This window comes from Xanthomonas arboricola, from assembly GCF_002940665.1.
In the GTDB taxonomy this organism is placed as follows: domain Bacteria; phylum Pseudomonadota; class Gammaproteobacteria; order Xanthomonadales; family Xanthomonadaceae; genus Xanthomonas; species Xanthomonas arboricola_B.
In genome coordinates, this window is record NZ_MIGY01000003.1 from 1,221,076 (window position 1) to 1,247,795 (window position 26,720).

25 protein-coding genes and 2 pseudogenes are annotated in these 26,720 nt (G+C 68.2%); 12 read left to right on the forward strand and 15 right to left on the reverse strand.

Annotated elements, in window-relative coordinates:
* Positions 1 to 42: 42 nt before the first annotated feature.
* Positions 43 to 420: a four helix bundle protein gene (locus XarjCFBP7645_RS19015; protein ID WP_241235786.1), complete on the forward strand. Its 378-nt coding sequence runs from the start codon at positions 43 to 45 to the stop codon at positions 418 to 420.
* Positions 410 to 1,777 carry an acetyl-CoA carboxylase biotin carboxylase subunit gene (accC, locus tag XarjCFBP7645_RS19020; protein WP_104538693.1) on the forward strand — a complete coding sequence of 456 codons (1,368 nt, stop codon included), beginning with the start codon at positions 410 to 412 and terminating at the stop codon, positions 1,775 to 1,777. The genes XarjCFBP7645_RS19015 and accC overlap by 11 nt, the downstream gene beginning before the upstream one ends.
* Before the next feature lie 316 nt (positions 1,778 to 2,093).
* Here the strand turns inward: accC and XarjCFBP7645_RS19025 are convergent, their stop codons facing one another.
* Together XarjCFBP7645_RS19025 and XarjCFBP7645_RS19030 are read right to left on the reverse strand one after the other, a co-directional pair.
* Positions 2,094 to 2,456, reverse strand: a complete 363-nt coding sequence (locus XarjCFBP7645_RS19025; RefSeq protein WP_047126172.1) for a hypothetical protein — start codon at positions 2,454 to 2,456, stop codon at positions 2,094 to 2,096.
* Entirely contained in the window at positions 2,453 to 3,379 is a 927-nt protein-coding gene (locus tag XarjCFBP7645_RS19030) for a hypothetical protein (RefSeq protein ID WP_104538694.1), read from the reverse strand. The genes XarjCFBP7645_RS19025 and XarjCFBP7645_RS19030 overlap by 4 nt, the downstream gene beginning before the upstream one ends.
* 355 nt (positions 3,380 to 3,734) lie before the next feature.
* Here XarjCFBP7645_RS19030 and prmA point away from each other — a divergent pair, with 355 nt between their 5' ends.
* Entirely contained in the window at positions 3,735 to 4,655 is a 921-nt protein-coding gene (gene prmA, locus XarjCFBP7645_RS19035) for a 50S ribosomal protein L11 methyltransferase (protein ID WP_104538695.1), read from the forward strand.
* 12 nt (positions 4,656 to 4,667) lie between these two features.
* Here the strand turns inward: prmA and XarjCFBP7645_RS19040 are convergent, their stop codons facing one another.
* On the reverse strand, positions 4,668 to 5,171 hold the full coding sequence (locus XarjCFBP7645_RS19040) for a hypothetical protein (RefSeq protein ID WP_104538696.1): 504 nt from the start codon (positions 5,169 to 5,171) through the stop codon (positions 4,668 to 4,670).
* A 147-nt stretch (positions 5,172 to 5,318) separates the two neighbouring features.
* Between XarjCFBP7645_RS19040 and XarjCFBP7645_RS19045 the strand changes: the two genes are divergently transcribed.
* The 3 genes from XarjCFBP7645_RS19045 to fis all read left to right on the forward strand — a co-directional run bounded on the left by XarjCFBP7645_RS19045 (position 5,319) and on the right by fis (position 7,547).
* The gene (locus XarjCFBP7645_RS19045; protein WP_104534518.1) at positions 5,319 to 5,696 is read left to right on the forward strand and encodes a helix-turn-helix transcriptional regulator; all 378 of its coding nucleotides are present in this window, start codon (positions 5,319 to 5,321) and stop codon (positions 5,694 to 5,696) included.
* A 332-nt stretch (positions 5,697 to 6,028) separates the two neighbouring features.
* Positions 6,029 to 7,159 carry a DUF3426 domain-containing protein gene (locus XarjCFBP7645_RS19050; RefSeq protein WP_104538697.1) on the forward strand — a complete coding sequence of 377 codons (1,131 nt, stop codon included), beginning with the start codon at positions 6,029 to 6,031 and terminating at the stop codon, positions 7,157 to 7,159.
* Between the two features lie 115 nt (positions 7,160 to 7,274).
* Entirely contained in the window at positions 7,275 to 7,547 is a 273-nt protein-coding gene (gene fis / locus XarjCFBP7645_RS19055) for a DNA-binding transcriptional regulator Fis (RefSeq protein WP_002804983.1), read from the forward strand.
* Between the two features lie 94 nt (positions 7,548 to 7,641).
* Here the strand turns inward: fis and XarjCFBP7645_RS19060 are convergent, their stop codons facing one another.
* The 7 genes and pseudogenes from XarjCFBP7645_RS19060 to XarjCFBP7645_RS19085 all read right to left on the reverse strand — a co-directional run bounded on the left by XarjCFBP7645_RS19060 (position 7,642) and on the right by XarjCFBP7645_RS19085 (position 13,932).
* Positions 7,642 to 8,616 carry a phosphatidate cytidylyltransferase gene (locus XarjCFBP7645_RS19060; protein ID WP_181126387.1) on the reverse strand — a complete coding sequence of 325 codons (975 nt, stop codon included), beginning with the start codon at positions 8,614 to 8,616 and terminating at the stop codon, positions 7,642 to 7,644.
* The gene (locus XarjCFBP7645_RS19065) at positions 8,613 to 9,245 is read right to left on the reverse strand and encodes a lysophospholipid acyltransferase family protein (RefSeq protein WP_104538698.1); all 633 of its coding nucleotides are present in this window, start codon (positions 9,243 to 9,245) and stop codon (positions 8,613 to 8,615) included. Before XarjCFBP7645_RS19065 ends, XarjCFBP7645_RS19060 begins: the two co-directional genes overlap by 4 nt.
* A pseudogene (locus tag XarjCFBP7645_RS22010) lies at positions 9,242 to 9,494 on the reverse strand (CDP-alcohol phosphatidyltransferase family protein); the annotation flags it as partial. The gene XarjCFBP7645_RS19065 and the pseudogene XarjCFBP7645_RS22010, both read right to left, overlap by 4 nt.
* Positions 9,495 to 9,765: 271 nt before the next feature.
* Positions 9,766 to 10,212, reverse strand: a complete 447-nt coding sequence (locus XarjCFBP7645_RS19070) for a hypothetical protein (RefSeq protein ID WP_104538699.1) — start codon at positions 10,210 to 10,212, stop codon at positions 9,766 to 9,768.
* Positions 10,209 to 11,534, reverse strand: a complete 1,326-nt coding sequence (locus tag XarjCFBP7645_RS19075) for a phosphatase PAP2/dual specificity phosphatase family protein (protein WP_104538700.1) — start codon at positions 11,532 to 11,534, stop codon at positions 10,209 to 10,211. The genes XarjCFBP7645_RS19070 and XarjCFBP7645_RS19075 overlap by 4 nt, the downstream gene beginning before the upstream one ends.
* Positions 11,531 to 13,288: a bifunctional alpha/beta hydrolase/class I SAM-dependent methyltransferase gene (locus tag XarjCFBP7645_RS19080; protein ID WP_104538701.1), complete on the reverse strand. Its 1,758-nt coding sequence runs from the start codon at positions 13,286 to 13,288 to the stop codon at positions 11,531 to 11,533. Before XarjCFBP7645_RS19080 ends, XarjCFBP7645_RS19075 begins: the two co-directional genes overlap by 4 nt.
* Positions 13,289 to 13,317: 29 nt before the next feature.
* Complete coding sequence (locus XarjCFBP7645_RS19085) at positions 13,318 to 13,932, reverse strand: CDP-alcohol phosphatidyltransferase family protein (protein ID WP_104538702.1); 615 nt, start codon at positions 13,930 to 13,932, stop codon at positions 13,318 to 13,320.
* Between the two features lie 75 nt (positions 13,933 to 14,007).
* Between XarjCFBP7645_RS19085 and purH the strand changes: the two genes are divergently transcribed.
* The 3 genes from purH to yccS all read left to right on the forward strand — a co-directional run bounded on the left by purH (position 14,008) and on the right by yccS (position 19,377).
* On the forward strand, positions 14,008 to 15,591 hold the full coding sequence (gene purH, locus XarjCFBP7645_RS19090; RefSeq protein ID WP_104538703.1) for a bifunctional phosphoribosylaminoimidazolecarboxamide formyltransferase/IMP cyclohydrolase: 1,584 nt from the start codon (positions 14,008 to 14,010) through the stop codon (positions 15,589 to 15,591).
* Between the two features lie 146 nt (positions 15,592 to 15,737).
* Entirely contained in the window at positions 15,738 to 17,048 is a 1,311-nt protein-coding gene (gene purD, locus XarjCFBP7645_RS19095) for a phosphoribosylamine--glycine ligase (protein WP_104538704.1), read from the forward strand.
* 115 nt (positions 17,049 to 17,163) lie between these two features.
* The gene (yccS, locus tag XarjCFBP7645_RS19100) at positions 17,164 to 19,377 is read left to right on the forward strand and encodes a YccS family putative transporter (protein WP_104538705.1); all 2,214 of its coding nucleotides are present in this window, start codon (positions 17,164 to 17,166) and stop codon (positions 19,375 to 19,377) included.
* Positions 19,378 to 19,513: 136 nt separating this feature from the next.
* Here yccS and XarjCFBP7645_RS19105 read toward each other — a convergent pair whose 3' ends face one another.
* Positions 19,514 to 20,704, reverse strand: a complete 1,191-nt coding sequence (locus XarjCFBP7645_RS19105) for an MFS transporter (RefSeq protein WP_104538706.1) — start codon at positions 20,702 to 20,704, stop codon at positions 19,514 to 19,516.
* Between the two features lie 127 nt (positions 20,705 to 20,831).
* On the opposite strand from XarjCFBP7645_RS19105, the gene XarjCFBP7645_RS19110 reads away from it, so the two are divergent.
* The 3 genes from XarjCFBP7645_RS19110 (at position 20,832) to XarjCFBP7645_RS19120 (ending at position 23,824) form a co-directional block, all read left to right on the forward strand.
* Positions 20,832 to 22,754 carry an MFS transporter gene (locus XarjCFBP7645_RS19110; RefSeq protein ID WP_104538707.1) on the forward strand — a complete coding sequence of 641 codons (1,923 nt, stop codon included), beginning with the start codon at positions 20,832 to 20,834 and terminating at the stop codon, positions 22,752 to 22,754.
* A 315-nt stretch (positions 22,755 to 23,069) separates the two neighbouring features.
* Positions 23,070 to 23,414: a CD225/dispanin family protein gene (locus XarjCFBP7645_RS19115; protein ID WP_006450995.1), complete on the forward strand. Its 345-nt coding sequence runs from the start codon at positions 23,070 to 23,072 to the stop codon at positions 23,412 to 23,414.
* A complete protein-coding gene (locus tag XarjCFBP7645_RS19120; RefSeq protein WP_005990725.1) occupies positions 23,414 to 23,824 on the forward strand; it encodes a DUF2752 domain-containing protein in 411 nt (136 codons plus the stop codon). Before XarjCFBP7645_RS19115 ends, XarjCFBP7645_RS19120 begins: the two co-directional genes overlap by 1 nt.
* A 63-nt stretch (positions 23,825 to 23,887) precedes the next feature.
* On the opposite strand, the gene XarjCFBP7645_RS19125 is transcribed toward XarjCFBP7645_RS19120, so the two are convergent.
* The 4 genes and pseudogenes from XarjCFBP7645_RS19125 to erpA all read right to left on the reverse strand — a co-directional run bounded on the left by XarjCFBP7645_RS19125 (position 23,888) and on the right by erpA (position 26,651).
* Positions 23,888 to 24,781: a membrane protein gene (locus XarjCFBP7645_RS19125; RefSeq protein WP_047126181.1), complete on the reverse strand. Its 894-nt coding sequence runs from the start codon at positions 24,779 to 24,781 to the stop codon at positions 23,888 to 23,890.
* Positions 24,782 to 24,860: 79 nt separating this feature from the next.
* Positions 24,861 to 25,751 (reverse strand): NAD(+) diphosphatase, encoded by an 891-nt coding sequence (gene nudC / locus XarjCFBP7645_RS19130; RefSeq protein WP_104538876.1) that lies wholly within the window; start codon positions 25,749 to 25,751, stop codon positions 24,861 to 24,863.
* 109 nt (positions 25,752 to 25,860) lie between these two features.
* Positions 25,861 to 26,113: pseudogene (locus XarjCFBP7645_RS22015) on the reverse strand (alpha/beta hydrolase); the annotation flags it as partial.
* Positions 26,114 to 26,264: 151 nt separating this feature from the next.
* Positions 26,265 to 26,651, reverse strand: coding sequence for an iron-sulfur cluster insertion protein ErpA (gene erpA, locus XarjCFBP7645_RS19135; protein ID WP_024938186.1), 387 nt, complete (start codon positions 26,649 to 26,651; stop codon positions 26,265 to 26,267).
* Between the last annotated feature and the right edge of the window lie 69 nt (positions 26,652 to 26,720).

Here is a 26,720-nt window from a genome sequence, read left to right on the forward strand (position 1 = left end):
CAAGAGCGACCGCATGAACGCCTGATGGTCTGGCGCGATGCGATGTCGCTTGTCGAAGCGATCTACCGCCTGAGCCACGACTTTCCTGATTCCGAACGCTTCGGACTGACGGCACAGATGCGGCGCGCTGCGATCAGCGTGCCCTCCAACATCGCCGAAGGCGCCGCGCGGCGTTCCACTGCCGAGTACCTGCGTTATCTGTCGATGGCGCGGGGTTCGCTGGCGGAGCTGGATACGCAACTGCAGATTGCCGCACGGCTGCAGTTCGGTTCGCCCGATACGGCAACCCTGGATCTTTTGAATCGCACGTTTGCCAGGCTCAATGCATTGATCCGCACGCTGGACGAATCGCGCCATCTGCGCGAGCCCGGCGCCCTCTACGAATCCCCACTCTCGAATCCCCAATCCCATGCTAGATAAAGTCGTCATCGCCAACCGAGGTGAAATCGCGCTGCGCATCCTGCGCGCGTGCCACACGCTCGGCATCCGCACGGTCGCGGTGCATTCCACGGTCGACCGCAACCTCAAGCACGTGGCCATGGCCGACGAGTCGGTGTGTATCGGCCCGGCTGCCTCCAGCGACAGTTATCTCAACATCCCGGCGTTGATCGCCGCGGCCGAGGTGACCGATGCGCAGGCCATCCATCCCGGCTACGGCTTTTTGTCGGAAAACGCCGACTTTGCCGAGCGCGTGGAAGAATCCGGCTTCATCTTCATCGGCCCCAAGGCCGACACCATCCGCCTGATGGGCGACAAGGTCGAGGCGATCCGCGCGATGAAGGCCGCCGGCGTGCCGTGCGTGCCCGGTTCGGGCGGCCCGCTGGGCGAGGACATCGTCGCCAACACCAAGGTGGCGCGCGAGATCGGCTACCCGGTGATCATCAAGGCCGCCGGCGGCGGCGGCGGGCGCGGCATGCGTGTGGTGCATTCGGAGGCCGCGTTGAAGGCCGCCATCGAAACCACCAAGTCCGAAGCCAAGGCCGCCTTCAGCAACGATCAGGTCTACATGGAGAAGTTCCTGGAAAATCCGCGCCACGTGGAAATCCAGGTGCTGGCCGACGGCCAGGGCGGTGCGATCCATCTGGGCGAACGCGATTGCTCGATGCAGCGCCGCCACCAGAAGGTGGTGGAAGAAGCGCCGGCCCCGGGCATCACCGAAGAGCTGCGCAACGAGATCGGCAAGGTCTGCGTGGATGCCTGCATCCGCATCGGCTATCGCGGCGCGGGCACCTTCGAGTTTTTGTTCGAAGACGGGCGTTTCTACTTCATCGAAATGAACACGCGTATCCAGGTGGAGCATCCGGTCACCGAGCGCATCACCGGCATCGATCTGGTCTGCGAGCAGTTGCGCATTGCCGCCGGCCGCAAGCTGACCATCAAGCAGAGCGACATCGTGCTGCGCGGGCATGCGATCGAGTGCCGCATCAACGCCGAGGACCCGGAAACCTTCATGCCCAACCCGGGCCTGATCACCGCGTTCCATCCGCCCGGCGGCCCGGGCGTGCGTGTGGACACGCACATCTACGCCGGCTACAAGGTGCCGCCGAACTACGACTCGATGATCGGCAAGCTGATCGTGCATGGCCCCGACCGCGAGACCGCGATCGCGCGCATGCGCGTGGCGCTGAGCGAGATGGTGGTGGACGGCATCAAGACCAATATCCCGCTGCAGCAACGCATCATGCGCGACAAGGGCTTCCAGGCCGGCGGGCAGAACATCCACTATCTGGAAAAGCGCCTGGCCGAGCGCAAGAACAAGTCGATCGCGCTGGTCTGATCGCACTGGCCAGTGCACCGCGCAACAGGCCCGGGAAACCGGGCTTGTTGCGTTGTTTCCCGGTGCATCGCGCCGGCAGTGCTTCACGCAGGCCAGGCACGCGGCCCGACGACACCCCGCACCGGCAACACTATGCGGCCAGCCGACCCATGCGTAGGAGCGCACCCGGGCGCAACGAGGTTCCACCGATAAAGCGCGGTCGCGCCCGGGTGCGCTCCTACCGTATCCGGGGTGCTGCCGGATCCGCTGCGCAGATCTTCAGTCGTCCGCGCGGATGCGCATCGCGCCCGCATCGGGACGCGATGCGCTGCATCGTTCAGCGCCGCGGCGCAGGCTGCTGGCTGCCCGGCACCGGCACGATGCCGCTGGAGGAGGCCGGGTCGACCACGGTCATGGTTTCGGTGGATCCATCCGGCCATACCACCTGGAAGGTGGAGCCGGCCGGCAATGTCGAAAACGGCATCGCGCTGCTGGCGCGGTACACCGCAGCCACCTGGCTGGCACCGTGCCGTCGCTGCTGTTCGTCGGCGGCGACCGTGGTCGACTTGACCGACAGCGGCTGGTAGCGGTGATCGGCGGTGTCGATCATCACGATGCCCACGGCCGCGGCCGAATACGCCACAAACAACGCGACCCAGAACCAGAACTTGGCGCCATGCGCCAGGCGACGGTAATTCATGACTGCGCTCCCGGCTCGGAGACCAAGCTATCGACCATCTCATCCACTCTGTCTGCTCCCTGCCGCGGCACCGCGGCATCGAATACGAACGACACGAAACCCTGTGCGCTGTCGCGCGAGCAGATGCCCGCGTTGGCGCAGTAACTGGTGACCAGGGTGCTGTCCGCGCTGCAATCCAGCCCGAGCCGGCACGCAGCCACCTGCCAGGCCAGCTCGGCGAACTGATCGCCGGCCACATACCCGTCGAGGCTGTCATCGCCGCTGGCGCGCGCGCCCATTGCCGGCGCCAGCGCCAGATAGGCCTCCGGATCGCGTGAGGCCAGCACGCGCTGCACCAGCGCGCGCTTGTAGGTCGGTGAACGCTGCAGCGGTTCGCCCAGCGCCAGCAACGCCGCCTCGGCAGCCAGATTGCCTGCACGCGCGGCCGCGTGACGCTGCTGCGCCACCAGCCACGGACTCAGGCCATCGCTGGGCGCAAAGCCGGCGCAGCGTTGCGCCACGCGGGTGCGCGCCGCATGCATCGCCGCCACGCCGGGTGTGGGTTGCGCGGCGATCCAGGCGCTGTCGGCGGCGTAGCCGGCCGGGCTGGACGCATATGGCGCGCAGTAATCGTAGACGCGGCTCAGGCGCCACCCCGCCTGTGCATCGCCGGCGCGCACCTGCCGCTGCAATTGCAGCGCATAGCGGTACAGGTCCGGCTGCGCGTCCACCGCATCGCGGTACGGCAGCTGCAGGGCAGCGCTGCGTTCGGCAGGCGAGTGCGCCACCGCTGCAAGCGCGCCTGCGCGGGCACTGCCGGTAGCCGCTGAAAGCGCTGCGGTGGGCGCGGCGCTCGGTTGCGCGCGCACATGCCACCAGGCCGCCGCCGCGAGCGCGACGGGAGCCAGCAACAGCCAGAGATGGCGGGCACGAGCAAGCGGCATGGAAGGCGACGACCCTGCTGCGGAAAGTCCGGCAGCGACGGCGCGGAGTCTAGCACCCGCATCCGCACGCGCTGGCGCGCAAGCGGACGCTGCCGATGCGAACCAGGCAGGTGCAACGCATGAGGACGGTGCGCTGCACGCGTGGTGCGAATGGCGCGCAGCGCCAGGTCGGTTGCCGGCGCGTGCGCGTGATGCGCCGGCAGCGGCCGGCGCCACGGCGCTGCATCGTCGATCTGACGACGGCATCGGCCGTTGTCGCGCGCTCGACACGTCCGCTCGCCGAAACACCGTCGCGCAGCAGTCCGCCTGTACGGATGGTCTACGATGCACGCTTTCGAATTGCCCGACTGCCACGATGCCGTTTCTTGAACTGACCCTGCCCTGCTCCGACGCCACCCAGCCCCGTTACCAGAATGCGCTGGACGATATCGGCGCGCTGGCGGTAACGCTGCTCGATGCCAATGCCGATACCAGCAACGAGCGCGCCATTCTCGAACCTGGCGTCGGCGAAACGCCGCTGTGGAACACGATGGTGCTGAACGCGCTGTTCGACGGCGACAGCGATGCACTGGTGCTGCTCGCCGCGCTGGAAGCCTTCGATCCCGGGCTGGACTGGAGTCAGGTCGCGTTCCGCACGGTCGATGACAGCGATTGGGAACGTGCCTGGATGGATCAGTTCAAGCCGATGCAGTTTGGCGCGCGCACCTTCATCGTGCCGTGGAATCACGCGCTGCCCGAGGCCGCGCAGGCGCCCGACGCCGCAGTGATCCGTCTGGATCCGGGCCTGGCGTTCGGCTCGGGCACGCACCAGACCACCGCGCTGTGCCTGCGCTGGCTGGACAGCCTGGCCGGCAGCGGCGAACTGCAGGGCCGCAGCGTGCTCGATTTCGGCTGCGGCTCGGGCATTCTCGCCGTCGCCGCGCTGAAGCTCGGTGCCGCCAGCGCGGTGGGTGTGGACAATGACCCGCAGGCGCTGCTGGCCACTGCCGACAATGCCGAGCGCAACGCCCTGCAGGCCCAGCTGGCGGTGTACCTGCCACAGGACGAGCCGGTACAGACCTATCCGGTGGTGGTCGCCAACATCCTGGCGTCGGCGCTGGATGCGCTGGCCGACGTCCTGTCCGCCCGTGTGGCACCGGGCGGGCGGATTGCGCTGTCGGGCATCCTGCACGGTCAGGAAGAAGAGCTGCTGCACCGCTACGCGCCCTGGTTCGAGCAACTGCGCTGCGAACGCGACGAGGACTGGATGCGCATCGACGGCGTGCGCCGCCACTGATGCCGCGCCGTGTCAGCGGGGTGGCCGGCCGGCGCGGATCTGCGCGGTGGTCACCGCATCGGCCACACTGATGGCGCGCAGGCGGGTCACCGCCTGCCAGCCGGCGCGCCGCAGCGCCGCGCTGCGCCACGGCCCGGCCTGCCGGGCCACATGGATGCGCAACCCCAGCTCAGTCAGCAGCAACGCTGCCCAGGCAGGGGGCGACCACGTCTGCGGACCCAGGCTTGCCAGGCCGCCGGCCAGCGCCAGCAGCCCCATACTCGTCGCCAGTAGCCGCCAGTGCCGCTGGCGCAGCGCCCACCAACGCGGTGCCAGCCCGGCTGCCCACTGCGTACCGTCGGCCACGGCCGTCCACGCGTCCCGGCGCTGCCAGACCTGATAACACGGCGCGCCACGAAAGCCACTGATCGCCGGATCCAGCGGTGAATGGGCCGGCCATGCGGCTGCAGGCGGAGCGGCCGGCGCCGCGACGGGCGCCGTCGTGCAGGCGGATTTGGAAGCGGCTGGCTCGCCCATCGACGTCCCTCCTTGAGTTCGCTGTGATCCCGTCATCATCGACATCCTGACAGTATCGCAAACATATCAGTATATGAAAGGCATACGAACTATCCCTGGATGCTGCTAGGGCTATATCTCCCGGCCTGTTCCCACTCACGGTGCCGTGTGAGCAAGTTGTATGAGCGAGTCCGTGAGGCTCGCGCGCTGACCAAGCTGACCCAGGAAGCCCTGGCCGGCGAGCTGGGTGTGACCCGCAGCGCAGTGGCGCAGTGGGAGATGGCCGAAGGCACCGCGCCCTCGGTGGAAAACCTGATCGGCCTGGCCAAGCGCAGCGGCATGGCGTTCGAATATCTGGCCACCGGCCGCGGCGAGCGGACCTTCGGCCCGCCGGTGTCGGCGATCGCCGAGGAACCCGCGCAGTACCGCCGTCTGGACGACCAGCAACGCGTGCTGCTGACCCGCTTCGACACGCTGGCGCCGCGCCAGCGCAGCGGCCTGCTCGATCTGCTGCTGGCCGAAGGCAAGACGCGGCGCAGGCGTTGATTCGGGAATCGGGAATCGGGGGCAGGCTGCTTGGGGCGTCATTCGTGAGGCAAGCTCGGCGCCGGCAGCCGGCGCCGTCGGATTTGGATGATGTGGTGCCGGTCGTTCCGTTTGCACGTCAGATGGAATGCGGCCTTTGCTGGAATGCGGACTTGGGCTGCGACAGGGTGGTAACAGCAGCGCGACGGTTGGCCAACCAATGGGAATGCGTGCGCGCAGTCGATAGCAGCGGCATCTGCGCTTGCGGCTGCGTGCCGCACGCATGACGCGCCCGGGTTCGCCCATCGGCGTGCGCGTGGTTGAATAGGGTTCTTCCCGCTGCACGCCTGCCGATGTCCCAGACTCCGCCACCGCGCCGCCCCCTGGCCACGTTCCTGCGTGCGACGCCGGCTGCCCCCTCGCTGATACCGACCCCGGTGGTACCTGCTGCCGAAGCGCCGGCGCACGCGCCACCGGTGCCGGCCAGCGACCTGGTGCCGGCGCCGTTGGCGGAGCCAGTGGCCGCCCCGGCGGCGGCGCTGGTCCGGCCACCGGCTGTGCCACCTGCGACCACGCCGCGCAGCGACGCTGCGCCGGCGGACATCACCCTGCCACGCGGCGATTCCGGCCAGACCGCGGCAGACGCCGGGATGGATCGGCTGGCATGGACCACATCGGCCACTCGCCTGCTGCCCGGCGATCCTGCGGACGGCCAAGCGGCCGGCCCCGGCGATACCCGCGCCGCGCTCGCCGGCACTCCCACCGCACAGCCGACCGATGCAGATCCCAATGGCGCAGCTGACGGCGGCATGACAAGCGCAGACCGGGAGCGTGAGCACGGCGCCGCATCCAATCTCGCGGTCACGCCCGCGTCCGGTACCGATCCGGACAGGGACGCCGCGGCAAGCGGCGGCGGCGCGGGCGCTGCCGGCGCAGCGGCGCATGCCCAGTTCCAGCCGCTTCCCGCCCAGGCCGCGCCTGCGTTCGCACGCCGCCCACTGGCCCGGCCACGGCTGCGCGCCAGTGGGCGTCAGTGGGCATTGCTGGTCGGGCTGGTCGGCCTGCTGGCGTTGCAGATCGTCATCGCCGATCGCGCGCAGCTGGCCGCCGACGCGCGTTGGCGCCCGCTGGTGAGCGCGGCCTGCGCGGTGGCGCGCTGCACGCTGCCGGCCTGGCGCGAGCCGGCCGCGCTGACCCTGCTCAACCGCGATGTGCGCCCGCTTCCCGGGGTGCCGGGCGTGCTGCAGATCCAGGCCAGTTTCCGCAACGAGGCGCGCTGGGCGCAGGCCTGGCCGTGGCTGCAGCTGTCGCTGTCCGACGCCGACGGGCGGGTGATCGGCACCCGCGTGCTGGCGCCGCAGGAGTATCTGGGCCAGCCGCCGGCGCCGCAGGACACGCTCGCGCCAGGCCAGGCGGTGCAGGTGGCATTTGTCGTGCGCGAACCGGCCGCGAGCACGGCAGCCTTCAGTTTCGACTTCCGCTGAGCAGACGCGACCTGCATCGATGGCCACACGGGCGTGGCGAGCGGTGAGGTCACGCGCTAGACTCACTCCCCCTCGCCGGCCACGCGTCCCGGCTTCGTGACACTGGGAACCTCCTTTGAACGCAGCCCCCTCTCGTCCTGACACCAGTCGTGGCGCACCGAAGTCGCCGCTGCGCGAACACGTGGCCCAGTCCGTCCGCCGCTATCTGCGCGACCTGGACGGCAGCGACGCCGACGATGTTTACGAAATCGTGCTGCGCGAGATGGAGATCCCCTTGTTCGTGGAAGTGCTCAACCACTGCGAGGGCAACCAGAGCCGTGCGGCGGCAATGCTGGGCATTCACCGCGCCACGCTGCGCAAGAAGCTGAAAGAGTACGGGCTGACGTGAGCCGGGAATCGGGAATGGGTATTGCGGAATCGTAAGCGCGTTGCCGCGTCGGTGAGCGGCACCGCACGCCTGGTGAACGTTGAGGTGCTGGGTCTTACGCCCAGCCGTAGCGGATCAGATGGAAGAACACCGGGGCGGCGAAGCACACCGAGTCCAGCCGATCGAGCACGCCGCCGTGTCCTTCGATCATGTGACCCCAGTCCTTGATGCCGCGATCGCGCTTGATCGCCGACATCACCAGGCCACCGAAAAACCCCATCAGGTTGGCCACCAGCGCCAGACCGAAGGCATGCCACGGCGCGAACGGGGTAATCCACCATAGCGCCATGCCGAGCAGGCTGGCCGACAGCACGCCGCCGATGAAACCCTCCACGGTCTTGGACGGCGACAGCCTGGGTGCGATCAGATGGCGGCCGGCCAGCTTGCCCCACACGTACTGCAGCACGTCCGAGGACTGCACCACGATCACCAGGAACGTGATCAACAGCAGATTGCGCCCGGCATAGCCGGGAATGTCCAGATTGAGCAGCGCCGGCACGTGCGAGATGCAGAACACGCAGATCATCAGCCCCCACTGCACCTTCGCGGTGCGCTCCAGATAGCGCGTGGTGTCGCCGCCGATGGTGGCCAGGATCGGCAAAACCAAAAACGCGTAGACCGGAATCAGCAAGGTGTACATGCCGTACCAGCCCGTCCACACCAGCCCGTATTGCCACGGCAGCACGATGTAGAACGCGGCCAACAGCGCATAGTAATCGCCGCGCCGCGTCGGCGTCAGGGTGATGAATTCGCGCAGGGCGAACAGCGACACCAGCGCGAACAGACCGATCACCCCGGCGCGCCCGAACACGAAGGCGATGCCGACCACCGCCGCCATCACCCACCACGCGCGGATACGCGCGACCAGGTTGTCCAACACCGCGCTGGGCTGCGCACGTGCGCGCCAGCGCAAGGTTTCCGAGATCAGCGTCGCCACGACCAGTACCAGCGCGATACCGCTGAACAACCATATGGTCTGCTCATGCATCGACGACCGCTGCAGCTGCCCGCTATAGACCATCAGGCTCATGCGCGTGCCTCCAGCTGATCCGGCGACAACGCCAGCAGCGCCTCACGCGCACGGGCCAGAAACGCGTGCCTGTCTTCGTCAGCCGCCAGCCGCAGCGGCACGCCGAAGGTGGTGGTGCACAACAGCGGCAACGGCAGCCATTTGCCCTTGGGCATCACGCGCTTGAGGTTGTCGATCCACACCGGCACGAACTCCAGTTCCGGGCGCTGCCGTGCCAGGTGATACAGCCCACTCTTGAACGGCAGCACGCCCTCGTCGGGATTGCGCGTGCCTTCGGGAAACAGGATCAACGAATCGCCTGCATCCACCGCATCGCACAGACAGGCGATCGGGTCGCGCGTGCGCTGCGCCGGGTCGCGCTCGATCAACACGCCGTTGAACACCGCATGGATCAGATAGCGACGCAGGCCATCGCGCTGCCAGTAATCGGCCGCCGCCACCGGGCGCACCTGGTGCCGCAGGCTGGCCGGCAACGACGACCAGATCAGCACGAAATCGCCGTGGCTTGCGTGGTTGCCGTAATACACGCGGCGTTCGTTGGAGGGCGCGCAGCCGCGCCACAGCGCACGCGCACCGGTCAGCGTACGGATGGCGCCACTGCAGGCACGCGCGATCAAACGGGCAATCATGTCCACTCCACTATGCGCACGCGCGTGCGCAACCGTAATCCCACCGTCAACAGCGCACCGGCGATCAACACCGCCGTGCGCCGACCAGCCTCCCCGTCGCGCGCTGCGCGTGGCCCATCCATTGCACCGGCATGGCCAGCGCAGTGCCCAGCGACAACCAGCGCATGCGCTGCCCGCGTGCCATCGGCCCCTGGCGCGGCTCGGGCGCACCGCAGGCAGCCCGAGCATGCGGACATCGGCCCTCGCCACTCAATACAGCGCCGCCCACGGCGCAGCGGGTGCGTCGTGGGCGTGCCATCGTGCGTGTCGGTGCAGGCAAGAACGCAGCATTGCCGGGACTCGCCCACCAGCTGCTGCGCCTGCGACACCTGCCAGCGGGACTGCCTGGCGACACGCTGCACGACCGCCGGCAACGCGCTGTCATTGCGACCGGAACGGCAAGCCTGCAATCGCTGCCACAGCGCCGGCTGCGCTGGCGTGGCCTGCATCGGCTCGCCCTGGCCGGCGCGATGCGTGTGCGTCATCGCAGTACCCACAGGGCCAGCGCCGCGCCCAGCGCCAGTGCCTGCACCGCCAGGCACAGCACCTGCCGACGCAGCAGGCGGCGCATGCCGGCCCAGCGCGACGACCAGTCGCGTACCGGTGGCAACCGCGCCAGCAGGCCAACCGCGTACAGCGCCGCATCGAGCTGTTGCGCAGCGTCCTCCTCGCTGCCGCCGCGGCGCTCGACATGTGCGATCACGCTTTCCAGCAGGTCCACGTCCAGCCCCACACGCAATGCCCAATAACGTTGGATCAGGCCGGTCACGATGCTGAGCGCATAGCTCAACTGGATCAGCGGCGGTGCCTGCGCAACCCCCAGCAATACGATGGCCGCGGCCAGCAGCAACAGTGAACACCGGTCCAGCGGCGCGCCTTGGCGCAGCACCGCGCGCATGGTCGCCAGCCGCATGAGGGCGTTGTTCATCGCGGCCTCCAGTCGGCCACGTCGTCGCCGGTGCATGCCGCCCGGATGGCCGCGCGGTGGGCTTGCCCAAGCACGATCGACGCGCGCACGGCGCGCAGCTGCGCAATGGCCGCGTCCACGTCATGCGCGCGTCCGCTGCGGATCAGCCAGGTGGCGACCCCGGCGGCGCTGCGCGAGTAGCCCAGCGCGCAACACACCAGCACCGAGCCCTGAGCGCGTGCGGTCGCGATGGCGCGTGCGGCTGCGCACAGGCTGGCAGGCGTCGGTGCCACCAGATCCAGCATCGGAATCACCGTGTCGTGCGTGCGCACCGCATGCAGCGACAGCTCGGCGCTGAGGTCCACCACCACGGCAAATGCCGTGCGCTGCGCAGGCAGCGGAATACGCCCCAGCCATACGTCGTCGCAGACCATGCGCGGCAGCGGGTCGCGACGCGTCCACAGCCGCGAGTTGCACCATGCGGCCAGCAGGTACGGGGCGAACAACCAGCGCGCGGCCAGACTCAGGCGCCCGTCGCTGCGTTTCTGAAATCCGGCCGGGCCCAGCGCTGCATAGTTGAGCGCGACCAGGCTCAGCGACAGGCTTAGCCACAGCGCCCACAACCCGGCGCCGCCCACCCCTACCGCCAGCGCCGCGCTGACGAGGGCGCCCGCCAGATACGCCACTGCCAAGCGCCAGCGGCGCGCATCGCGCGTCAGTCGCGCCTGCGCGAACGGTGCGACGATGCGCTCCGGCCACAGCCATACGCACAACCAGCCCGCGGCCAAACCAGTGGGGATATCCAAGAAGTGATGCTGGTAGGTGGTCAGCACCGAAACACCGATCAACGCGAACCAGCCATGCAGCGGCACGCGCCACATGCGGCCAAGATGCCGGGCATAGCGCACCCACAACACCACCAGCAACACGATGTGCAGCGACGGCGCCTGATTGAACGGCTTGTCGAAGCCCAGCAGCACCGCAAACAGCCAGCCGAAGATGCCCTCGGTCTGCGGCCGCACGAAGCTGTAGCGCAATGGCCACAGCAAGAAACAGGCAACGCAGATCAGCTGCGCGCTCAGCAGACGCAGCGCATGCGTATCCAGTTCGCGTCGGGTACGGCAGACGAAGAACGATGCCGCATAGAACAGGTCGATCGACCAATACGGCACGATGGTCCACGGTACGAACGGCAGGCCGTATTCCCAGCCGAACACCACCGACGGCAGCTGCGGCGCGCGCCCGGCCAGGGTGTTGGCCAGCCCGTAACTGAGGAAGAACAACGGCCCCAGCAACGCCAGCCACAGCGCGGCACGGCCGAGCGGACGCGCGGCCTCGCTCATGCGCCGATCCGCTGCGCCATCGACACGGTGAAGATGCCGAAGGCATCGATGCGCTGCTCGACCTTGCGAAAGCCCGCCGCCTCCACCAATGCGTCCATCTCCTGCTGACTGCGCCGGCGCATCACCCAGGCCACGCCATCGCGGTGGCTGGTCAACGCACGCGCAATGAATTCCAGCTGCGGATGCCAGGGCTGCCCGGTGTAGAGCAGATAGCCGCCCGGCTGCACTGCGGCAGCAAGGCCGGCCAGCGAACGCGCCACCTGGTCGTTGTCGGCAAACAGCTCGTACAGGCCCGACACCACCGCCAGGGTGGGTGCCGGCCGTACCGCCGCCAGCGCCGCAGGATCGAACGCATCGCCCTGCTCGAAGCGCGCGATATCGCCTGCGCCCAGGCGGTGGATCAACGCGGCGCCCTGGGTCACGTTGAGCGGGCTGAAGTCGCGCAGCACGATCGTCTCGGCGCGCTGCGCGCCGCTGCCTAGCGCCTCGAGCACGTAACGGCCATGCCCGGCGGCCACATCCAGCACGCGTACGGGCATGCCGGCGTCGCGCAGCCGCGCCGCCGCATCGCGCAGCAGCTCGCCCAGATGGATGCCGCGGATACGGATGCCACGCCAGCCGATCGCGTTGAGATAGTTGCGGTCGATCATGCGCCCCAGCGGCCCGCGGCCACGCGCCTGATTGCGATAGATGTAGTCGAGCGTGCTGCCGGAATCGAAGCCGGTCTGCAGACCCAGCGCGATGCCGTCGGACAGCTTGCCGCCCAGCCGCAGCCCGGCGCGCACGCCGCGCCAGCGCAGGTCCTGCACGCTGTTGCGTTGCGGCGGCCAGGCCAGCCGCTCGGCTTCCTCGAAGCTGGGCCCGGCGCGATGCGCATCGCGCAGGTCGGTGCGCACCGGCGCTTGTGCAAAGCGTTCTTCGATGAACTGGCGGATGGACGCAATGGCGATGGCGCGGTCACGCTCGCCCAGGGTGTCGTGGAAAAACCCCGGCAACCAGTGCCGCTGCTTGACCGGCGAGCGCAGGTTCTCGTAGAACCGATCCTGCGGGCCGCGATGCACCACGAAATCCGAGCCGGACACCAACAACTGGGTCGGCACCGTGATCGCCTGCGCATCGGCCACCACGCGCGCGGCGGCCGCATACAGCCCCAGCAACACGCGCACCGAGATCGGCCGGGTGATCAGCGGATCGCTGCGATAGCTTTCCACCCGCTGCGCATCATGGGTGAGCCATTGCGGCTTGACGTAGCTGTTGACGAAGAAATTGCCGCGCAGCGCTTGCATCAACGCCAGTCCGGCGCGCGCGAACGGCACATACAGCTTCACCTTGAACGCCGGCGAGGCCAGCACCAGCGCGCGCAGCGGCGGGGCGTAATCGTGCACCCAGGTGGCGGCCACCACCGCGCCCACGCTCTGCGCGATCACCACGATGTCCTGCACCGCGATGCCGTGGCTGGTGCCGATATGGGCGATGAAACGGTCCAGATCGCGCACCAGCGCCTCGAAACCGGGCGCATCGCCGCGCACCCCGGGCGAGCGCCCGTTGCCGCGCGCGTCCCAGGCAAACAACGCGGCGTCAGGCAGCTGCAGTTCTTCGGCCAGATGCATCACCCGGCCGGAATGCTCGTGCCCGCGATGCAGCAGCACCACCGCCCTGGGCGTGCCGCCAGCGGCATCGGCCACCGGCCAATGCCGGTAAAACAATGGCGTTCCATCGAAACTGGCGAACTCGCGCTCTACGACTGTGCGCATCGCATCATCCTGAAAGTAGAAGGGGGAAATTACTGCGTGGCCGCCTCGGCCAGACCGGCGCGCACGCGCCGCCACACCGTGGCAAGGCAGGCAAGACCCAGCGCAATGGCGGCCCAGGTGACACCGCGCGCGCCGAGCAGGCCCAGCGCCAGGCCGAGCCCGAGCACGCCGATGACGAAGGCGCGGTCGCTCTTGCCCATCGGCCCGTCGTAACGGCGGCTGGCACCGACCATCAGGCCGAGCACGCCGGCGTACTCGGTCAAGGCGGCGAAGGAGGCAAAACTCCACAGCGCGGTGGCATCGACGCCGGGCACGCCGAGCAGGCTCACGTACAGCGCCGCATCGGCCACCACATCGCACAGTTCGTTGAGGTAGGCGCCCAGCCGCGATTGCTGGCCGAACTCGCGCGCCAGCATGCCGTCGACCGCGTTGAGCGCCATGCGCAGCAGCATCCAGGCCGGCAGCAGCAGATACAGCAGCGGCCAGCTTGCGCCACCGCGGTAGACCACCGCGGCGACCACCAACGACACCGCAGCGGCCGTGAGCGTCACCTGGTTGGCGGTGACGCCGCCACGATACGCCACGCCCACCATCGGCCGCAGCAGCGCCTGGAAGCGTCCTTTCAGAGCATAGATCGAAGCCATCGCGGGGTGTTGAGTCCATTCGAGCGCTGGCGCAGCCTACAATATCGGCTGCCCCGCAACGACCTCCCCCCACCGATGGCCTCCGATTTCCTGCCCGTGCGCCGGGCCCTGCTCTCCGTTTCCGACAAGACCGGCCTGATCGATCTGGCCCGCGCGCTGGCAGCGCGCAACGTCGCGCTGCTTTCCACCGGCGGCACCGCCAAGGCGATCCGCGAGGCGGGCCTGGTGGTCACCGACGTCGCCGAGCTGACCGGTTTCCCGGAGATGATGGACGGCCGCGTCAAGACCCTGCACCCGCTGGTGCACGGCGGCCTGCTCGGCCGCGCCGGCATCGATGACGCGGTGATGGCCGAACACGGCATCGTCCCGATCGACCTGCTGGTGCTGAACCTGTATCCGTTCGAGTCGGTGACCGCCAGGGCCGACTGCACGCTGGCCGATGCGGTGGAAAACATCGACATCGGCGGCCCGGCGATGCTGCGCTCGGCGGCCAAGAACTACGCCCGTGTGGCGGTGGCCACCGACCCGGCGCAGTACGCCGAGCTGCTGGCCGAACTCGATGCCAACGACGGCCAGCTCTCGGCGGCCAGGCGCTTTGCGCTGTCGGTGGCCGCGTTCAACCGCGTGGCGCAGTACGACGCGGCGATCAGCAACTATCTGTCGGCGGTGGCCGACAGCACCGAAAACGTGCCCACGCGCAGCCCGTTCCCGGCGCAGATCAATTCCAACTTCGTCAAGGTGATGGACCTGCGCTACGGCGAGAACCCGCACCAGGCCGGCGCGTTCTACCGCGACCTGTATCCGGTGCCGGGCACGCTGGCCACCTTCCAGCAGTTGCAGGGCAAGGAACTGAGCTACAACAACCTGGCCGATGCCGATGCGGCGTGGGAATGCGTGCGCCAGTTCGACGCGCCGGCCTGCGTGATCGTCAAGCACGCCAACCCCTGCGGCGTGGCGGTGGGCGCGGCCTGCGGCGATGCCTACGAGCTGGCCTATGCGACCGACCCGACCAGCGCCTTCGGCGGCATCCTGGCCTTCAACAAGACCCTCGATGCGGCGACTGCCAAAGCCATCCTGGATCGCCAGTTCGTCGAGGTGCTGATCGCCCCGGACTACGCGCCGGGCGCGCTCGACTACGCGACCAAGAAAGCCAACGTGCGCGTGCTCAAGATCCCGCACGGCAACGGCCTCAACAACTACGACACCAAGCGGATCGGCTCGGGCCTGCTGATGCAGTCGTCCGACAACCGCGGCATGTCGCTGGGCGAGCTGAGCGTGGTCACCCAGCGCGCGCCCAGCGAGGCCGAGCTGGGCGATCTGCTGTTCGCCTGGCGCGTGGCCAAGTACGTCAAATCCAACGCGATTGTCTACGCCAAGGACCACCGCACCATCGGTGTGGGCGCCGGGCAGATGAGCCGCGTGGTCAGCGCCAAGATCGCCGCGCTCAAGGCCGAAGAGGCAAAGCTCACCGTGGCCGGCTCGGTGATGGCGTCGGATGCGTTCTTCCCGTTCCGCGACGGCATCGATGCCGCCGCTGCGGCCGGCATCAAGGCGGTGATCCAGCCCGGCGGCTCGATGCGCGATGGCGAAGTGATCGCCGCTGCCGACGAACACGGCATCGCGATGGTGTTCACCGGCGTGCGGCATTTCAGGCACTGACGTGCCGGGAATGGGGATTGGGGAATAGGGAATCGCAAGAGCGGCTCCCTAGATGCCATTCCACATCGTACGGCCTGCACGAGCAAAGACTTTTCTATTCCCCATTCCCCATTCCCTATTCCCCATTCCCCAATCTCGGCACTCACATGAAAATCCTCGTCATCGGCTCCGGCGGCCGTGAACATGCCCTGGCCTGGAAGATCGCGCAGTCCGCGCGCGTGAGCGAGGTGCTGGTGGCACCCGGCAATGCCGGCACCGCGACCGAAACCAAGTGCCGCAATGTGGCGATCAAGGTCGACGACCTGGACGGCCTGCTCGCGCTGGCGCAGCGCGAAGCCGTGGCGCTGACCGTGGTCGGCCCGGAAGTGCCGCTGGTGCTGGGCGTGGTCGACCGTTTCCATGCGCTGGGCCTGCGCATCTTCGGGCCCACCGCCAAGGCCGCGCAGCTGGAAGGCAGCAAGGCCTTCGCCAAGGATTTTCTGGCGCGTCATGGCATCCCCACCGCGTATTACGCGGTGCATACCGAGGTGGACGCAGCGCTGGCCTACGTGCGCAGCAAGTCTGTTGAAAGCGGGGGCGCGCCGATCGTGGTCAAGGCCGATGGCCTGGCCGCCGGCAAGGGCGTGATCGTGGCGATGACGCTGGGCGAGGCCGAAGACGCGGTGCGCGACATGCTCTCGGGCAATGCGTTCGGCGATGCCGGCGCGCGCGTGGTGATCGAGGAATTCCTCGATGGCGAAGAAGCCAGCTTCATCTCGATGGTCGACGGCACCCACGCCTTGCCGATGGCCACCAGCCAGGACCACAAGCGCGTCGGCGATGGCGACACCGGCCCCAATACCGGCGGCATGGGCGCGTACTCGCCGGCCCCGGTGGTCACGCCCGAGGTGCACGCGCGGGTGATGCGCGAGGTGGTCGAGCCGACCGTGCAAGGCATGATCGCCGACGGTGTGCCGTTCACCGGTTTCCTGTACGCCGGGCTGATGATCGATGCACACGGCGCGCCCAAGGTGATCGAGTTCAACGTGCGCTTCGGCGACCCGGAAACCCAACCGGTGATGCTGCGCCTGCAGTCGGACCTGGTGGACCTGCTGGAAGCGGCCATCGACGGCAAGCTCGACACCGCGCAGGCGCAGTGGGATCCGCGTCCGTCGCTGGGCGTGGTCATCGCCGCCAGGCCGTATCCCGAATCCCCGATCACCGGCGAGGTCATCAGCGGCCTGGACGCGGTGCCTGCCACCGCCAAGGTCTTCCATGCCGGCACCGCATTGAGTGCAAACGGCGAGGTCGTCAGTGCCGGTGGCCGCGTGCTGTGCGTTGCCGCGCTGGGCGACAGCGTGCTGGAGGCGCAGCGCAACGCCTATGCCGGCCTGCAGCCAATCCACTGGGCCAGCGCGTTCCAGCGCAGCGATATCGGCTGGCGCGCGATCGCCCGCGAGCAGGACGCACAGGCCTGAGCGGCTTGCTCCGGCAGCTGGCACCGCGCGGCTACTGACAAAGAACTAGCCGCCCTCCACCCGGATGGCGCGTGCCTGCGGCAATAATGCCCGGGCACCTTGCCTTGCAGAGACTGTGGCCACTTCCTCCTTCGAAACCCGCCTTAGCCGCCTGTGGGCCCATGAAAAGGCCAGCTATGGCCTGCGCGTGTTCATCGCGCTGGCGGTGGCGATGGGGGTGTGCTGGCATTGGCAGCAACTCACTGCGGTACCGGCACTGTTCCTGGGCGCGATCGCCAGCGCCATCGCCGAGACCGACGACAACTGGCTGGGCCGCATCAAGTCGGTGCTGCTGTCGCTGCTGTGTTTCGCCGCTGCTGCGGCGTCGGTGGTGCTGCTGTTCCCGTATCCGCTGGCATTCGTGACCGGCATGGCGGCGGCGACCTTCTCGCTGACCCTGCTCGGCGCGCTGGGCGAGCGTTACGCCTCGATCGCGCAGGCCACTGTGGCCTTGTCGATCTACGCCATGATCGGCATGGACCAGCACGGCAGCCACGATCCGTCGATCGCCTGGCACGGCGCGGCACTGCTGCTGATCGGCGCCACCTGGTACGGCGTGCTGTCGATCCTGTGGACCCTGCTGTTCGCCAATCGCCCGGTGCGCGAGCGGCTGTCGCGGCTGTTCTTCGAGCTGGGCCGTTATCTCAAGCTCAAGGCCGATCTGTTCGAACCGGTGCGGCAGAGCGACCTGCATGCGCGCCGGCTGGCGTTGGCCGAGCAGAACGCCAGGGTGGTTGGCGCGCTCAACGCCGCCAAGACCGCGATCATGAGCCGCTTCGGCCGGTCGGGGCGGCCGGGCGTGCAATCGGGCCTGTATTTCCGCCTGTACTACATGGCGCAGGAATTCCACGAGCGCGCCAGTTCCTCGCACTATCCCTACGAAGCGCTGACCGAGGCGTTCTTCCACAGCGACGTGCTGTACCGCTGCCAGCGCCTGCTCGCGCTGCAAGGCAAGGCCTGCGCCGCGTTGGGCGAGGCGATCCGCCTGCGCCATCCGTTCGATTACGGCGACAACAGCCGCCTGGCCACCGAAGACCTGCGGCAATCGCTGGACTACCTGCACGCGCGTGCCGATCCCGCACTGGCGCGCCTGCTCGGTGCGCTGGAATTGCTGGTGACCAACCTGCAGAGCATCGAACGCAAGCTGTCGGAAGCGGCGCAATCGGACTCCACCAGCGACAACCTCGACACCCGCCTGCGCGACTCGGCGCCGCACACCTTGCGCGAAATGGCCGCGCGTCTGATGCAGCAACTCACGCCCGGCTCGGTGCTGTTCCGCCACGGCCTGCGCATGGCCATCGCACTGGTGGTCGGCTACGCCATCATGCAGTCCATCCATGCCGACAACGGCTACTGGATCCTGCTCACCACCGCCTTCGTGTGCCGGCCCAATTACGGCGCCACCCGCCTGCGGCTGGTGCAGCGCATCGCCGGCACCCTGATCGGCCTGGTCGCCACCTGGGCGCTGATGCAGCTGTTCCCCGGCACCGAAGTGCAGCTGCTGCTGGCGCTGGCCGCCGCGCTGATCTTCTTCATCGCCCGCACCGATCGCTACATGCTGGCCACCGCCGGCATCACCGTGATGGCGCTGTTCTGCTTCAACCTGCTCGGCGATGGCTTCGTGCTGATCTGGCCGCGCCTGATCGACACGCTGATCGGTTGCGCGATCGCCGCGGCTGCCTCGTTCCTGATCCTGCCGGACTGGCAGGGCCGCCGCCTCAACCAGGTGATGGCCACGGTGCTGGCCAGCTGCGCGCGCTATCTGGCCCAGGTGCTGGAGCAATACGCCAGCGGCATGCGCGACGACCTGCCCTACCGCATCGCACGCCGCGACATGCACAACGCCGATGCCGCCTTGTCGGTGGCGTTGTCCAACATGCTGCGCGAACCGGGCCGCTATCGGCGCAACCTGGATGCGGGCTTCCGCTTCCTGGCGCTGTCCAACACCCTGCTCGGCTATCTGTCTGCGCTCGGCGCGCACCGCGCCGCACTCGATGGCGAACACGACCCCGCCATCGCGCAGGCCGGCGACTATCTTCAACACGCGTTGGGCGAAATCGCCACCGCCTTGCGCGAACGCCAGCCGCTGCCGGCGCACGACGAAAGCGAAGAAATCGCCACCGCCGAAGCGCTGGAGCAACACGCCGTGCAGTTGCCGCCCAAGCAGCGCCTGGTACGCGACCAGCTGGCACTGACCCTGCGGCTGCTACCCAAACTGCGTGCCGCTGCCCTGGCGGTCACCACCGCGCCGGCAGAGGGCGCAGCGCGCCTGGCAACCAGCAAGGCCTAGTGCGTCGTCGGCGGCGGTGCGCGTATGCGCCGCGCAGTCACTGCCGCATCCACATCAGCGACGAAGCCGAACCCTCCGATGCGCGCGCAGGTCCCACCTGCATCCGATCGCCATGGCGTCGTTCCGGCAGCCGCGCCTACTTCCAGTGCTTGCGCGCCACGCTCAGCCCCACCCAGCCCAGCGCCGCCACCGCCAGCACCGCCCCACCGATCACCACGCCGTTCCAGCCGGCCTGCGCATAGGCCGCCGTGCCCAGCGTGGACCCCACCGCACCGCCGATGAAGTAGCAGGTGATGTAGGCCGAGGTGATGCGATTGCGTGCATTCGGGTTGCGCTGGTAGATCACGCTCTGGTTGGCGATATGCACCCCTTGCACCGCGATATCCAGCAGCAGCACGCCGACGATCAGCAGCGCGATCGACTGCGGCGCAAACGCCAGCAAGCCCCACGACAGCAGCAGCATCCCCAGCCCGCCCCAGCTGACGCGGTCGCCATGGCCGTGATCGGACCAGTGACCGGAGCGGTTGGCCGCCAGCGCGCCGGCCGCACCGATCAGGCCGAACAGCCCGATCACCGCCGTGCCATAGCCATACGCAGGCCCGGACAACAGGAACGCCAGCGTGGTCCAGAACATGCTGAAGCCGGCAAAGATCAGCCCGCCCAGCACCGCGCGCGCGCGCAGCACCGCATCGTCGCGCAGCAGCGTCAGCACCGAGCCCACCAGCTGCGGATACGCCAGCTGCGCATTACCCGGGTGCCGCGGCAGCCCGCGCCACAGCAGCCAGGCGGTGACCACCAACAGGCCGGAGGCGATCCAGTACACCGTATGCCAGCCGCCAACGCCGGCCAGCACCCCGGCCGCGGTGCGCGCCAGCAGGATGCCCAGCAACAGGCCGCTCATCACCGTGCCGATCACCCGCCCGCGCTCGTGCGGGGCGGCCAGGGTCGCGGCAAACGGCACCAGGATCTGCGCCGCCACCGAGCTGGCACCGGTGAGGATCGTGCCGGCCAGCAACATGCCGAAGCTGTGCGAGGCGGCGCTCACCAGCAGGCCCAGCGCACTGAGCACGAACAGGCCGACGATCAGCCCGCGCCGCTCCAGCCGGTCGCCCAGCGGCACCAGCAACAGCAGCCCCGCCGCGTAGGCCAGCTGCGCGGCGGTCACCACCGCCCCGGCACTGCGCACCTGGATCCCGAACGCCTGCGCCAGCGTCTCCAGCAAGGGCTGCGCGTAGTAGTTGCTCGCCACCGCCAGCCCGGTGGCGGCGGCCATCAACACGACCAGCCGTCGGGGCAGGGGCGGATAGGGAGCGGTTTGCACACTCATGGCAGGAGCCTGTTGAAAGAAGGGGCGCAGTGTGGGCGGTGACGCGGCATCTTCCAAGCGCGCCTGGCCCACGCACCAGGGCGCTGCGGAAGCCTGCTAGGCTGCGCGCGTTCGCAAAGGAAACTGCATGTCCGGTCACAGTCAGTTCGCCCTGCTCAGGCAGCGCCGCTTCTTGCCGTTCTTCGCCGTGCAGGCGTTGGGCGCATTCAACGACAACGTCTATCGGCAGGCCATCATCGGCCTGCTGTTCTACCTGGGCATCGATGCGGCGCAGCGCACGCTGTACACCAATCTGGCGCCGGCACTGTTCATCCTGCCGTACTTCCTGTTCTCCGCGCTGGCCGGGCAGATCGCCGAGAAGCTGGAGAAGCAGAAACTCATCGTGATCACCACCACGATGGAGATCGCGATCATGTCGCTGGCGGCGGTGGGGTTTGTCACCGAGAACATGGCGATCCTGCTCATCGCGCTGTTCTGCACCGGCCTGCAGTCCACGCTGTTCGGGCCGGTGAAATATTCGATCCTGCCCTCGGTGCTGAAACCGGAGGAACTCACCGGCGGCAACGGCCTGGTCGAGATGGGCACCTCGATCTCGATCCTGTGCGGCATGATCTTCGGTGGGCTGATCTTCCAGATCGCCGGCAGCCATGGGCCGATCGCCGCGGCCACCGCGGTGATCGCGATTGCCGTCACCGGCAACCTGGTCGCGCGGCTGGTGCCCAGGGTCGATGCCGGCGCGCCCGAGCTGACGATCAACTGGAACCCCATCCCCGAATCGCGCGCCATCATGCGCCTGACCCGGCGTACGCCGGCAGTGCGCAACGCCGTGCTCGGGGTGTCGTGGTTCTGGTTCGTCGGCACCGTGCTGACCGCGCAGTTGCCCACCTACGCGCAGGTCAATCTTGGCGGGCAGCAGGATCTGTACGTGTTCGCGCTGGCGCTGTTTTCGATCGGCACCGGTGTGGGTTCGCTGCTGTGCGAGCGGCTGTCCGGGCGCACCGTGGAAATCGGCCTGGTGCCGCTGGGCGCGTTCGGCATCAGCGCATTTCTGCTGGACCTGTACTTCGCCCGCCCCGGTGCCGCGCCTGCCACCGCTCTGTCGATCGGCCAGTTCGTGCAGCAAGCCGGCAGCGTGCGATTGATCGTGGATCTGGTCGGCATCGGCCTGTTCACCGGTCTGTTCGTGGTGCCGTTGTTCGCCTTGATCCAGAGTCGCACGCCCAAGGCCGAACTCTCGCGCGTGATCGCCGGGCTCAACATCCAGAATTCGTTGTTCATCGTCACCGCCGCCATCATCGGCATCGCGCTGCAGTTGCCGCAGCTGGTGCTGTTCGGCGTGCGCATTCCGTTGCCGGGCCTGAGCATTCCGCAGGTGTTCCTGGCCCTGGCGCTGGCCAATACGCTGGTGGCGCTGTGGATCTTCACCCTGGTGCCCGAGTTCCTGATGCGCTTTCTCAGCTGGGTGCTGGTCAGCGTGCTGTACCGGCTGCGCGCGCGCGACATCGACCGCCACGTGCCCGACGAGGGCGCCGCGCTGCTGATCAGCAACCACGTCAGCTACATGGACGCGCTGATCCTGTCGGCGGTGATTCCGCGCCCGGTGCGCTTTGTCATGTACTACAAGATCTTCCGCATCCCGGTGATGCGCTGGATCTTCCGCACCGCCAAGGCGATCCCGATCGCCGGCGCGCGCGAAGATCCCGCGCTGATGCAACAGGCCTTCGACCGCATCGATGCGGCGCTGGCCGACGGCGAGCTGGTGTGCATCTTCCCCGAAGGCGCATTGACCAGGGATGGCGAGATCGCGCCGTTCAAATCGGGCGTGGAAAAGATCCTGCAACGCCGCCAGGTACCGGTGATTCCGATGGCGCTGCGTGGCATGTGGTCGAGCATGTGGAGCCGCCGCGACACCCGCCTGGGCCGCATGCGCGTGCCGCGCCGGATGCGCGCGCAGATCGACGTGGCCGCAGCTGCGGCGGTGCCCGGTACCGAAGCGACCGCTGCGCTACTCGAACAGCAAGTGCGGGCGCTGCGTCAGGATCACCCCTGAGCCCGGCGGGCGCAGGCTTTGCGTCCGTCGCGCGCCGCGAGTAGCCTGTGCGCCATCACACGTTTTGCCGCCGCGTTCGTCTAACGAACGCGACAGATCGTACCGGGGGAAGTCGTGCTCAACATCATCGCGCCTGAGGCGTCTGCCGTGATCGGCAGCTGCCGCTCATTCCAGCGGCCAGCCATCGCCTCGTCAGGGGCGTGCGGCCGTTGTCTGCGTACCCCTTCGACTGTCGCTCTTGCTGCGGCACGCACCCGATAATTCTCCCCACTCACCCATCAGTTCGCAGTCGTTTACCACCCAAGGAGCTTCACCATGAGTGCCATCCCGCCGCCGATCCATCCCTCGTCCAGCGCCGCACCCGGCCCGGTTCCCAATCACCTGATCTGGGCGATCGTCTCCACCGTGCTCGGCTTCTGCCTGTGCTGCCCGGCCCTGATCAGCGGCATCGTGGCGATCGTGTTCTCCAGCAAGGTCAACGGCCTGCTCAACCAGGGCGACATCGACGGCGCACGGCGCGCCTCCAACACCGCCAAGACCTGGTGCATCGTGACCAGTGTGCTGGCCGTCATCGGCCTGCTGATCAATATCGGCATGGTCGCCACCGGCGGCATGCAGGGCTACATGGACTACATGCAGCAGTTGCAGCACATGCAGTAATGGAACTGCGTCCACGCCATTGGCTTGGACTGGGGGCGGCCACCAGCGTGGCCGCCTTCGGCGTGAGCTTGCTGTATCGCTTCGATCCGAACGCGAGCAACAGCCCGTTCCCGCCCTGCGTATTCCGTGCCGTGACCGGTTGCTACTGCCCCGGTTGCGGCATGACCCGCGCGCTGTATGCGCTGGTGCACTTCGATCTGCCCGGCGCCTTCGCCATGAACCCGGCCGCCGTGCTCGGCCTGTTCACCTTGCCCGGCCTGATCGCCTGGAAAGCCGGCTGGCGCGCACGCTGGTTTGCACCGGTGGTGGCGGTGATGTCCGAACCCAAGTTCTGGTTGTGGGCGTTGCCTACGTATTGGATCGCCAGGAACTTGCCGTGGTACCCATTTACCTTGCTGGCGCCGGGTTAGCCGCGAACAGCCGCTTGCCGCGGTGCTATTCCTACGCGCGGCGACGCACCACGCATCGTGGTGTTACCGCACCCACCCGGCAATCACCAGCAACGCCAGCACCACCATCCACAGCAGCAGCACGCGCCAGACCAGACTCATCGCATCGCGCACCTCCGGCAGGCGGCGCCACACCGGCACCAGCCCCGAATCGGTGTAGTCGTGGGCTTCCTCGCGCAGCTCGGCGCTGACGCTGGCACGCGCCACCGCACCGAGAAAATGCGGCTCCAGCGACCAGCGGTTGCCATGCGCCTGCCGCCAGGCGCGGAACACCGTGTCGAAATTGCCCACCAGCGCCATCGACACCGTGATCAACTGCGCCACCGGCCATTCCAGCGCGGCCAGCAACCAGCGCGCGCCGGCCAGGTTGCGCGGCGGCAGCAGTACCGACAGCGGGCTCTCCACCGCCAATGCCGTGAGCCGATACAGCACCGCGCCGAACGGCCCCAGCAGCAAAAACCACCACAGCACCGCGAACCAGCGCCGCAGGCCGTTGACCACCACCGCTTCCACCAGCGACGGCGCATCCTCGTGCACGCTGCCGCCGGCCGCCTGCAATTGCGCGATCGCATCGCGGCGCGCGCCCGGTTCGTCGGCGTCGATCACCGCTTCCACATCGCGGTCCAGATCGCGCGGCCCCCAGGTCCAGGCCAGCACCGCCACGCCGAACAGCAAGGCCAAGAAGCCGCGCCAGACATCGTCCAGCAGCCATTGCAGCAGCAATACCACCAGCAAGGCCGGCAACAGCGCCAGCGCGACGCCATAGCGCCCCTGCCACGCACCGCGCCCGGCGGCATGGCCGTCCAGCCGGCGCAGCCACTGGCCGAACCATTCGAAACGCCGCAGCCGCGCCACCTGGGCGGGCGCCAGGTGGCCCAGCGCAAGTGCGACGACGACAGCAACCAGGGTGGTGAACATGGGTGGGCCTCCTCAGCCGAGTCTAGCCGAGCCGATGCATGCGCACCTGGTCTGCCCGCGCTGCAGCGCTCGCCCCGGCTCAGCCATGGACGCGATGCCAATGCTCGATCAGCGCCCGCGCGATGGAAATGCGCGGCGGCAGCCCGATCTCGCCTTCGCCGGCCAGTGCTGCAGTGACTTCGGCATGGCTGAACCAGCGTGCGTCTTCCAGCTCACCGGTGACCTGCGGCACTTCGCTTGCCGCAGCGCGCGCGGTGAAGCCCAGCATCAACGCGCCCGGAAACGGCCACGGTTGCGCGCCCAGATAGCGGCAGTCCCGTACCCGCACGCGGGTTTCCTCGAACACCTCGCGCGCCACGGTCTGCTCCAGCGACTCGCCGGGTTCGACGAAGCCGGCAATCACCGAGTAACGCCCCGGCGCCCAGCTTGCCTGCCGCCCCAGCAGCAAGCGCGCGCCATCGCTGACCGCCACGATGATCGCCGGGTCCACGCGTGGGTAATGCTCGGTCTGGCAGTGCGTGCAATGGGCGATGAAGCCGGCCCGGCCGAACGCGATCGCCCCGCCGCAGACGCCGCAGAAACGCGTGCGCGACTGCCAGTGCAGCATCGCGCGCGCGTAGGCGAACGCGGTGGATATGTCTGCCGGCCAGTCGGCGGCGGCCTGACGCAGGTCGATGCGCTGTGGCGCTTCCACACCCAGCACATCGGCTGGCAGGCAGAACCAGCCCACGTCATCGCGCAGCCCAAGAAAGATCGCCCCGTCCGGCCCGTCGCCAAGCGCGGCACCGTCCATCAGCAGCGGTTGGCCATCCGCGTCGGCCAGCGCAGTGCCCTTGGCATCGAGCAGCAGCACGCGGCCTTGCGACCACAGGCGCGCCAGCGCATCGGGATCGTCACGCAACAGATCGCCACGATCCAGCGGCGCATGGGTGAAGGCAAAACCGGAGGTTGAAAAAGAAGACTCTGACATCGGCGCAAGCCTGCCGATAATCGGCATTGCCCGCAAGCAGCGCACCGCGGATGCGGGCGTGGCTGGCGGCACGCGTTCAGACGTCGGCACAGCCCTGCCCTCGCCGGCACGCAGGGGCCGGCTCGCCATCGACGCCGATGATTGCAAAGGTGACTCCGCTACGCGCGCTGCATCTGGCTGCCCGGCCTGCAGCTCGGAGATGAGCAATGCGGCCATCGCATCCCGGCGGCTACTGGTCAGAAAATGGCTGCCGAGCAAACTGCCGCGTGCAGGCGAGGCCTGTGCGCTGGCGCAAGCACTGCGCTGGCGATGCCAAGCAAGGCTGGCAGACCCGACACCGGTCCGGATCTGGTCTGCGACATGATGAGACGTTCTCTCGTGGATGACTGCAGTGGGCGCGGCGACTCGCGTGACGACGGGGCGAGATCTTTTGCGCGGCAGAAGGCAGCAGTTCGCCCGCGACTCAACTGCACCATCAGACACGAACACCCAGGCGCCAGCAAACGCACCGATTCAGACGCTGAAGCTGCTACCGCACCCACAGGTGGTCTTGGCGTTCGGATTGCGGATCACGAACTGCGCGCCGGTCAGGCTTTCGGTGTAGTCCACTTCTGCGCCCATCAGGTACTGCAGGCTCAGCGGGTCGACCAGCAGCGTCACCCCGTCGGTGGCCACGGCCAGGTCGTCCTCGGCACGGTTCTCGTCGAACTCGAAGCCGTACTGGAAGCCGGAACAGCCTCCCCCCTGGATGTACACACGCAAGGCCAGCTCGGCATTGCCTTCTTCCTGGATCAGCTCGCGCACCTTGCTGGCGGCAGCCACGGAAAAGTTCAGCGGCCGGTCGATGGACTGATAGTCCGGAGCCGGGGCGGCGGTAGGGAGCGAAACGAGCGTACTCATGGCGTCAGCATGGGGGCCAGGCGACCCCACTTCAAGCGCTGCTTGCCAAATCCGGCGCCCCGCTTTAGC

Bases quoted from the DNA above. Each gene is read 5' to 3' on its own strand.
- XarjCFBP7645_RS19015 (WP_241235786.1), top strand. From the start codon at position 43: ATGTCGCTTGTCGAAGCGATCTACCGCCTGAGCCACGACTTTCCTGAT.
- accC (WP_104538693.1), top strand. From the start codon at position 410: ATGCTAGATAAAGTCGTCATCGCCAACCGAGGTGAAATCGCGCTGCGC.
- XarjCFBP7645_RS19025 (WP_047126172.1), bottom strand. From the start codon at position 2,456: ATGAATTACCGTCGCCTGGCGCATGGCGCCAAGTTCTGGTTCTGGGTC.
- XarjCFBP7645_RS19030 (WP_104538694.1), bottom strand. From the start codon at position 3,379: ATGCCGCTTGCTCGTGCCCGCCATCTCTGGCTGTTGCTGGCTCCCGTC.
- prmA (WP_104538695.1), top strand. From the start codon at position 3,735: ATGCCGTTTCTTGAACTGACCCTGCCCTGCTCCGACGCCACCCAGCCC.
- XarjCFBP7645_RS19040 (WP_104538696.1), bottom strand. From the start codon at position 5,171: ATGGGCGAGCCAGCCGCTTCCAAATCCGCCTGCACGACGGCGCCCGTC.
- XarjCFBP7645_RS19050 (WP_104538697.1), top strand. From the start codon at position 6,029: ATGTCCCAGACTCCGCCACCGCGCCGCCCCCTGGCCACGTTCCTGCGT.
- XarjCFBP7645_RS19060 (WP_181126387.1), bottom strand. From the start codon at position 8,616: ATGAGCCTGATGGTCTATAGCGGGCAGCTGCAGCGGTCGTCGATGCAT.
- XarjCFBP7645_RS19065 (WP_104538698.1), bottom strand. From the start codon at position 9,245: ATGATTGCCCGTTTGATCGCGCGTGCCTGCAGTGGCGCCATCCGTACG.
- XarjCFBP7645_RS19070 (WP_104538699.1), bottom strand. From the start codon at position 10,212: ATGAACAACGCCCTCATGCGGCTGGCGACCATGCGCGCGGTGCTGCGC.
- XarjCFBP7645_RS19075 (WP_104538700.1), bottom strand. From the start codon at position 11,534: ATGAGCGAGGCCGCGCGTCCGCTCGGCCGTGCCGCGCTGTGGCTGGCG.
- XarjCFBP7645_RS19080 (WP_104538701.1), bottom strand. From the start codon at position 13,288: ATGCGCACAGTCGTAGAGCGCGAGTTCGCCAGTTTCGATGGAACGCCA.
- XarjCFBP7645_RS19085 (WP_104538702.1), bottom strand. From the start codon at position 13,932: ATGGCTTCGATCTATGCTCTGAAAGGACGCTTCCAGGCGCTGCTGCGG.
- purH (WP_104538703.1), top strand. From the start codon at position 14,008: ATGGCCTCCGATTTCCTGCCCGTGCGCCGGGCCCTGCTCTCCGTTTCC.
- purD (WP_104538704.1), top strand. From the start codon at position 15,738: ATGAAAATCCTCGTCATCGGCTCCGGCGGCCGTGAACATGCCCTGGCC.
- XarjCFBP7645_RS19105 (WP_104538706.1), bottom strand. From the start codon at position 20,704: ATGAGTGTGCAAACCGCTCCCTATCCGCCCCTGCCCCGACGGCTGGTC.
- XarjCFBP7645_RS19110 (WP_104538707.1), top strand. From the start codon at position 20,832: ATGTCCGGTCACAGTCAGTTCGCCCTGCTCAGGCAGCGCCGCTTCTTG.
- XarjCFBP7645_RS19115 (WP_006450995.1), top strand. From the start codon at position 23,070: ATGAGTGCCATCCCGCCGCCGATCCATCCCTCGTCCAGCGCCGCACCC.
- XarjCFBP7645_RS19120 (WP_005990725.1), top strand. From the start codon at position 23,414: ATGGAACTGCGTCCACGCCATTGGCTTGGACTGGGGGCGGCCACCAGC.
- XarjCFBP7645_RS19125 (WP_047126181.1), bottom strand. From the start codon at position 24,781: ATGTTCACCACCCTGGTTGCTGTCGTCGTCGCACTTGCGCTGGGCCAC.
- nudC (WP_104538876.1), bottom strand. From the start codon at position 25,751: ATGTCAGAGTCTTCTTTTTCAACCTCCGGTTTTGCCTTCACCCATGCG.
- erpA (WP_024938186.1), bottom strand. From the start codon at position 26,651: ATGAGTACGCTCGTTTCGCTCCCTACCGCCGCCCCGGCTCCGGACTAT.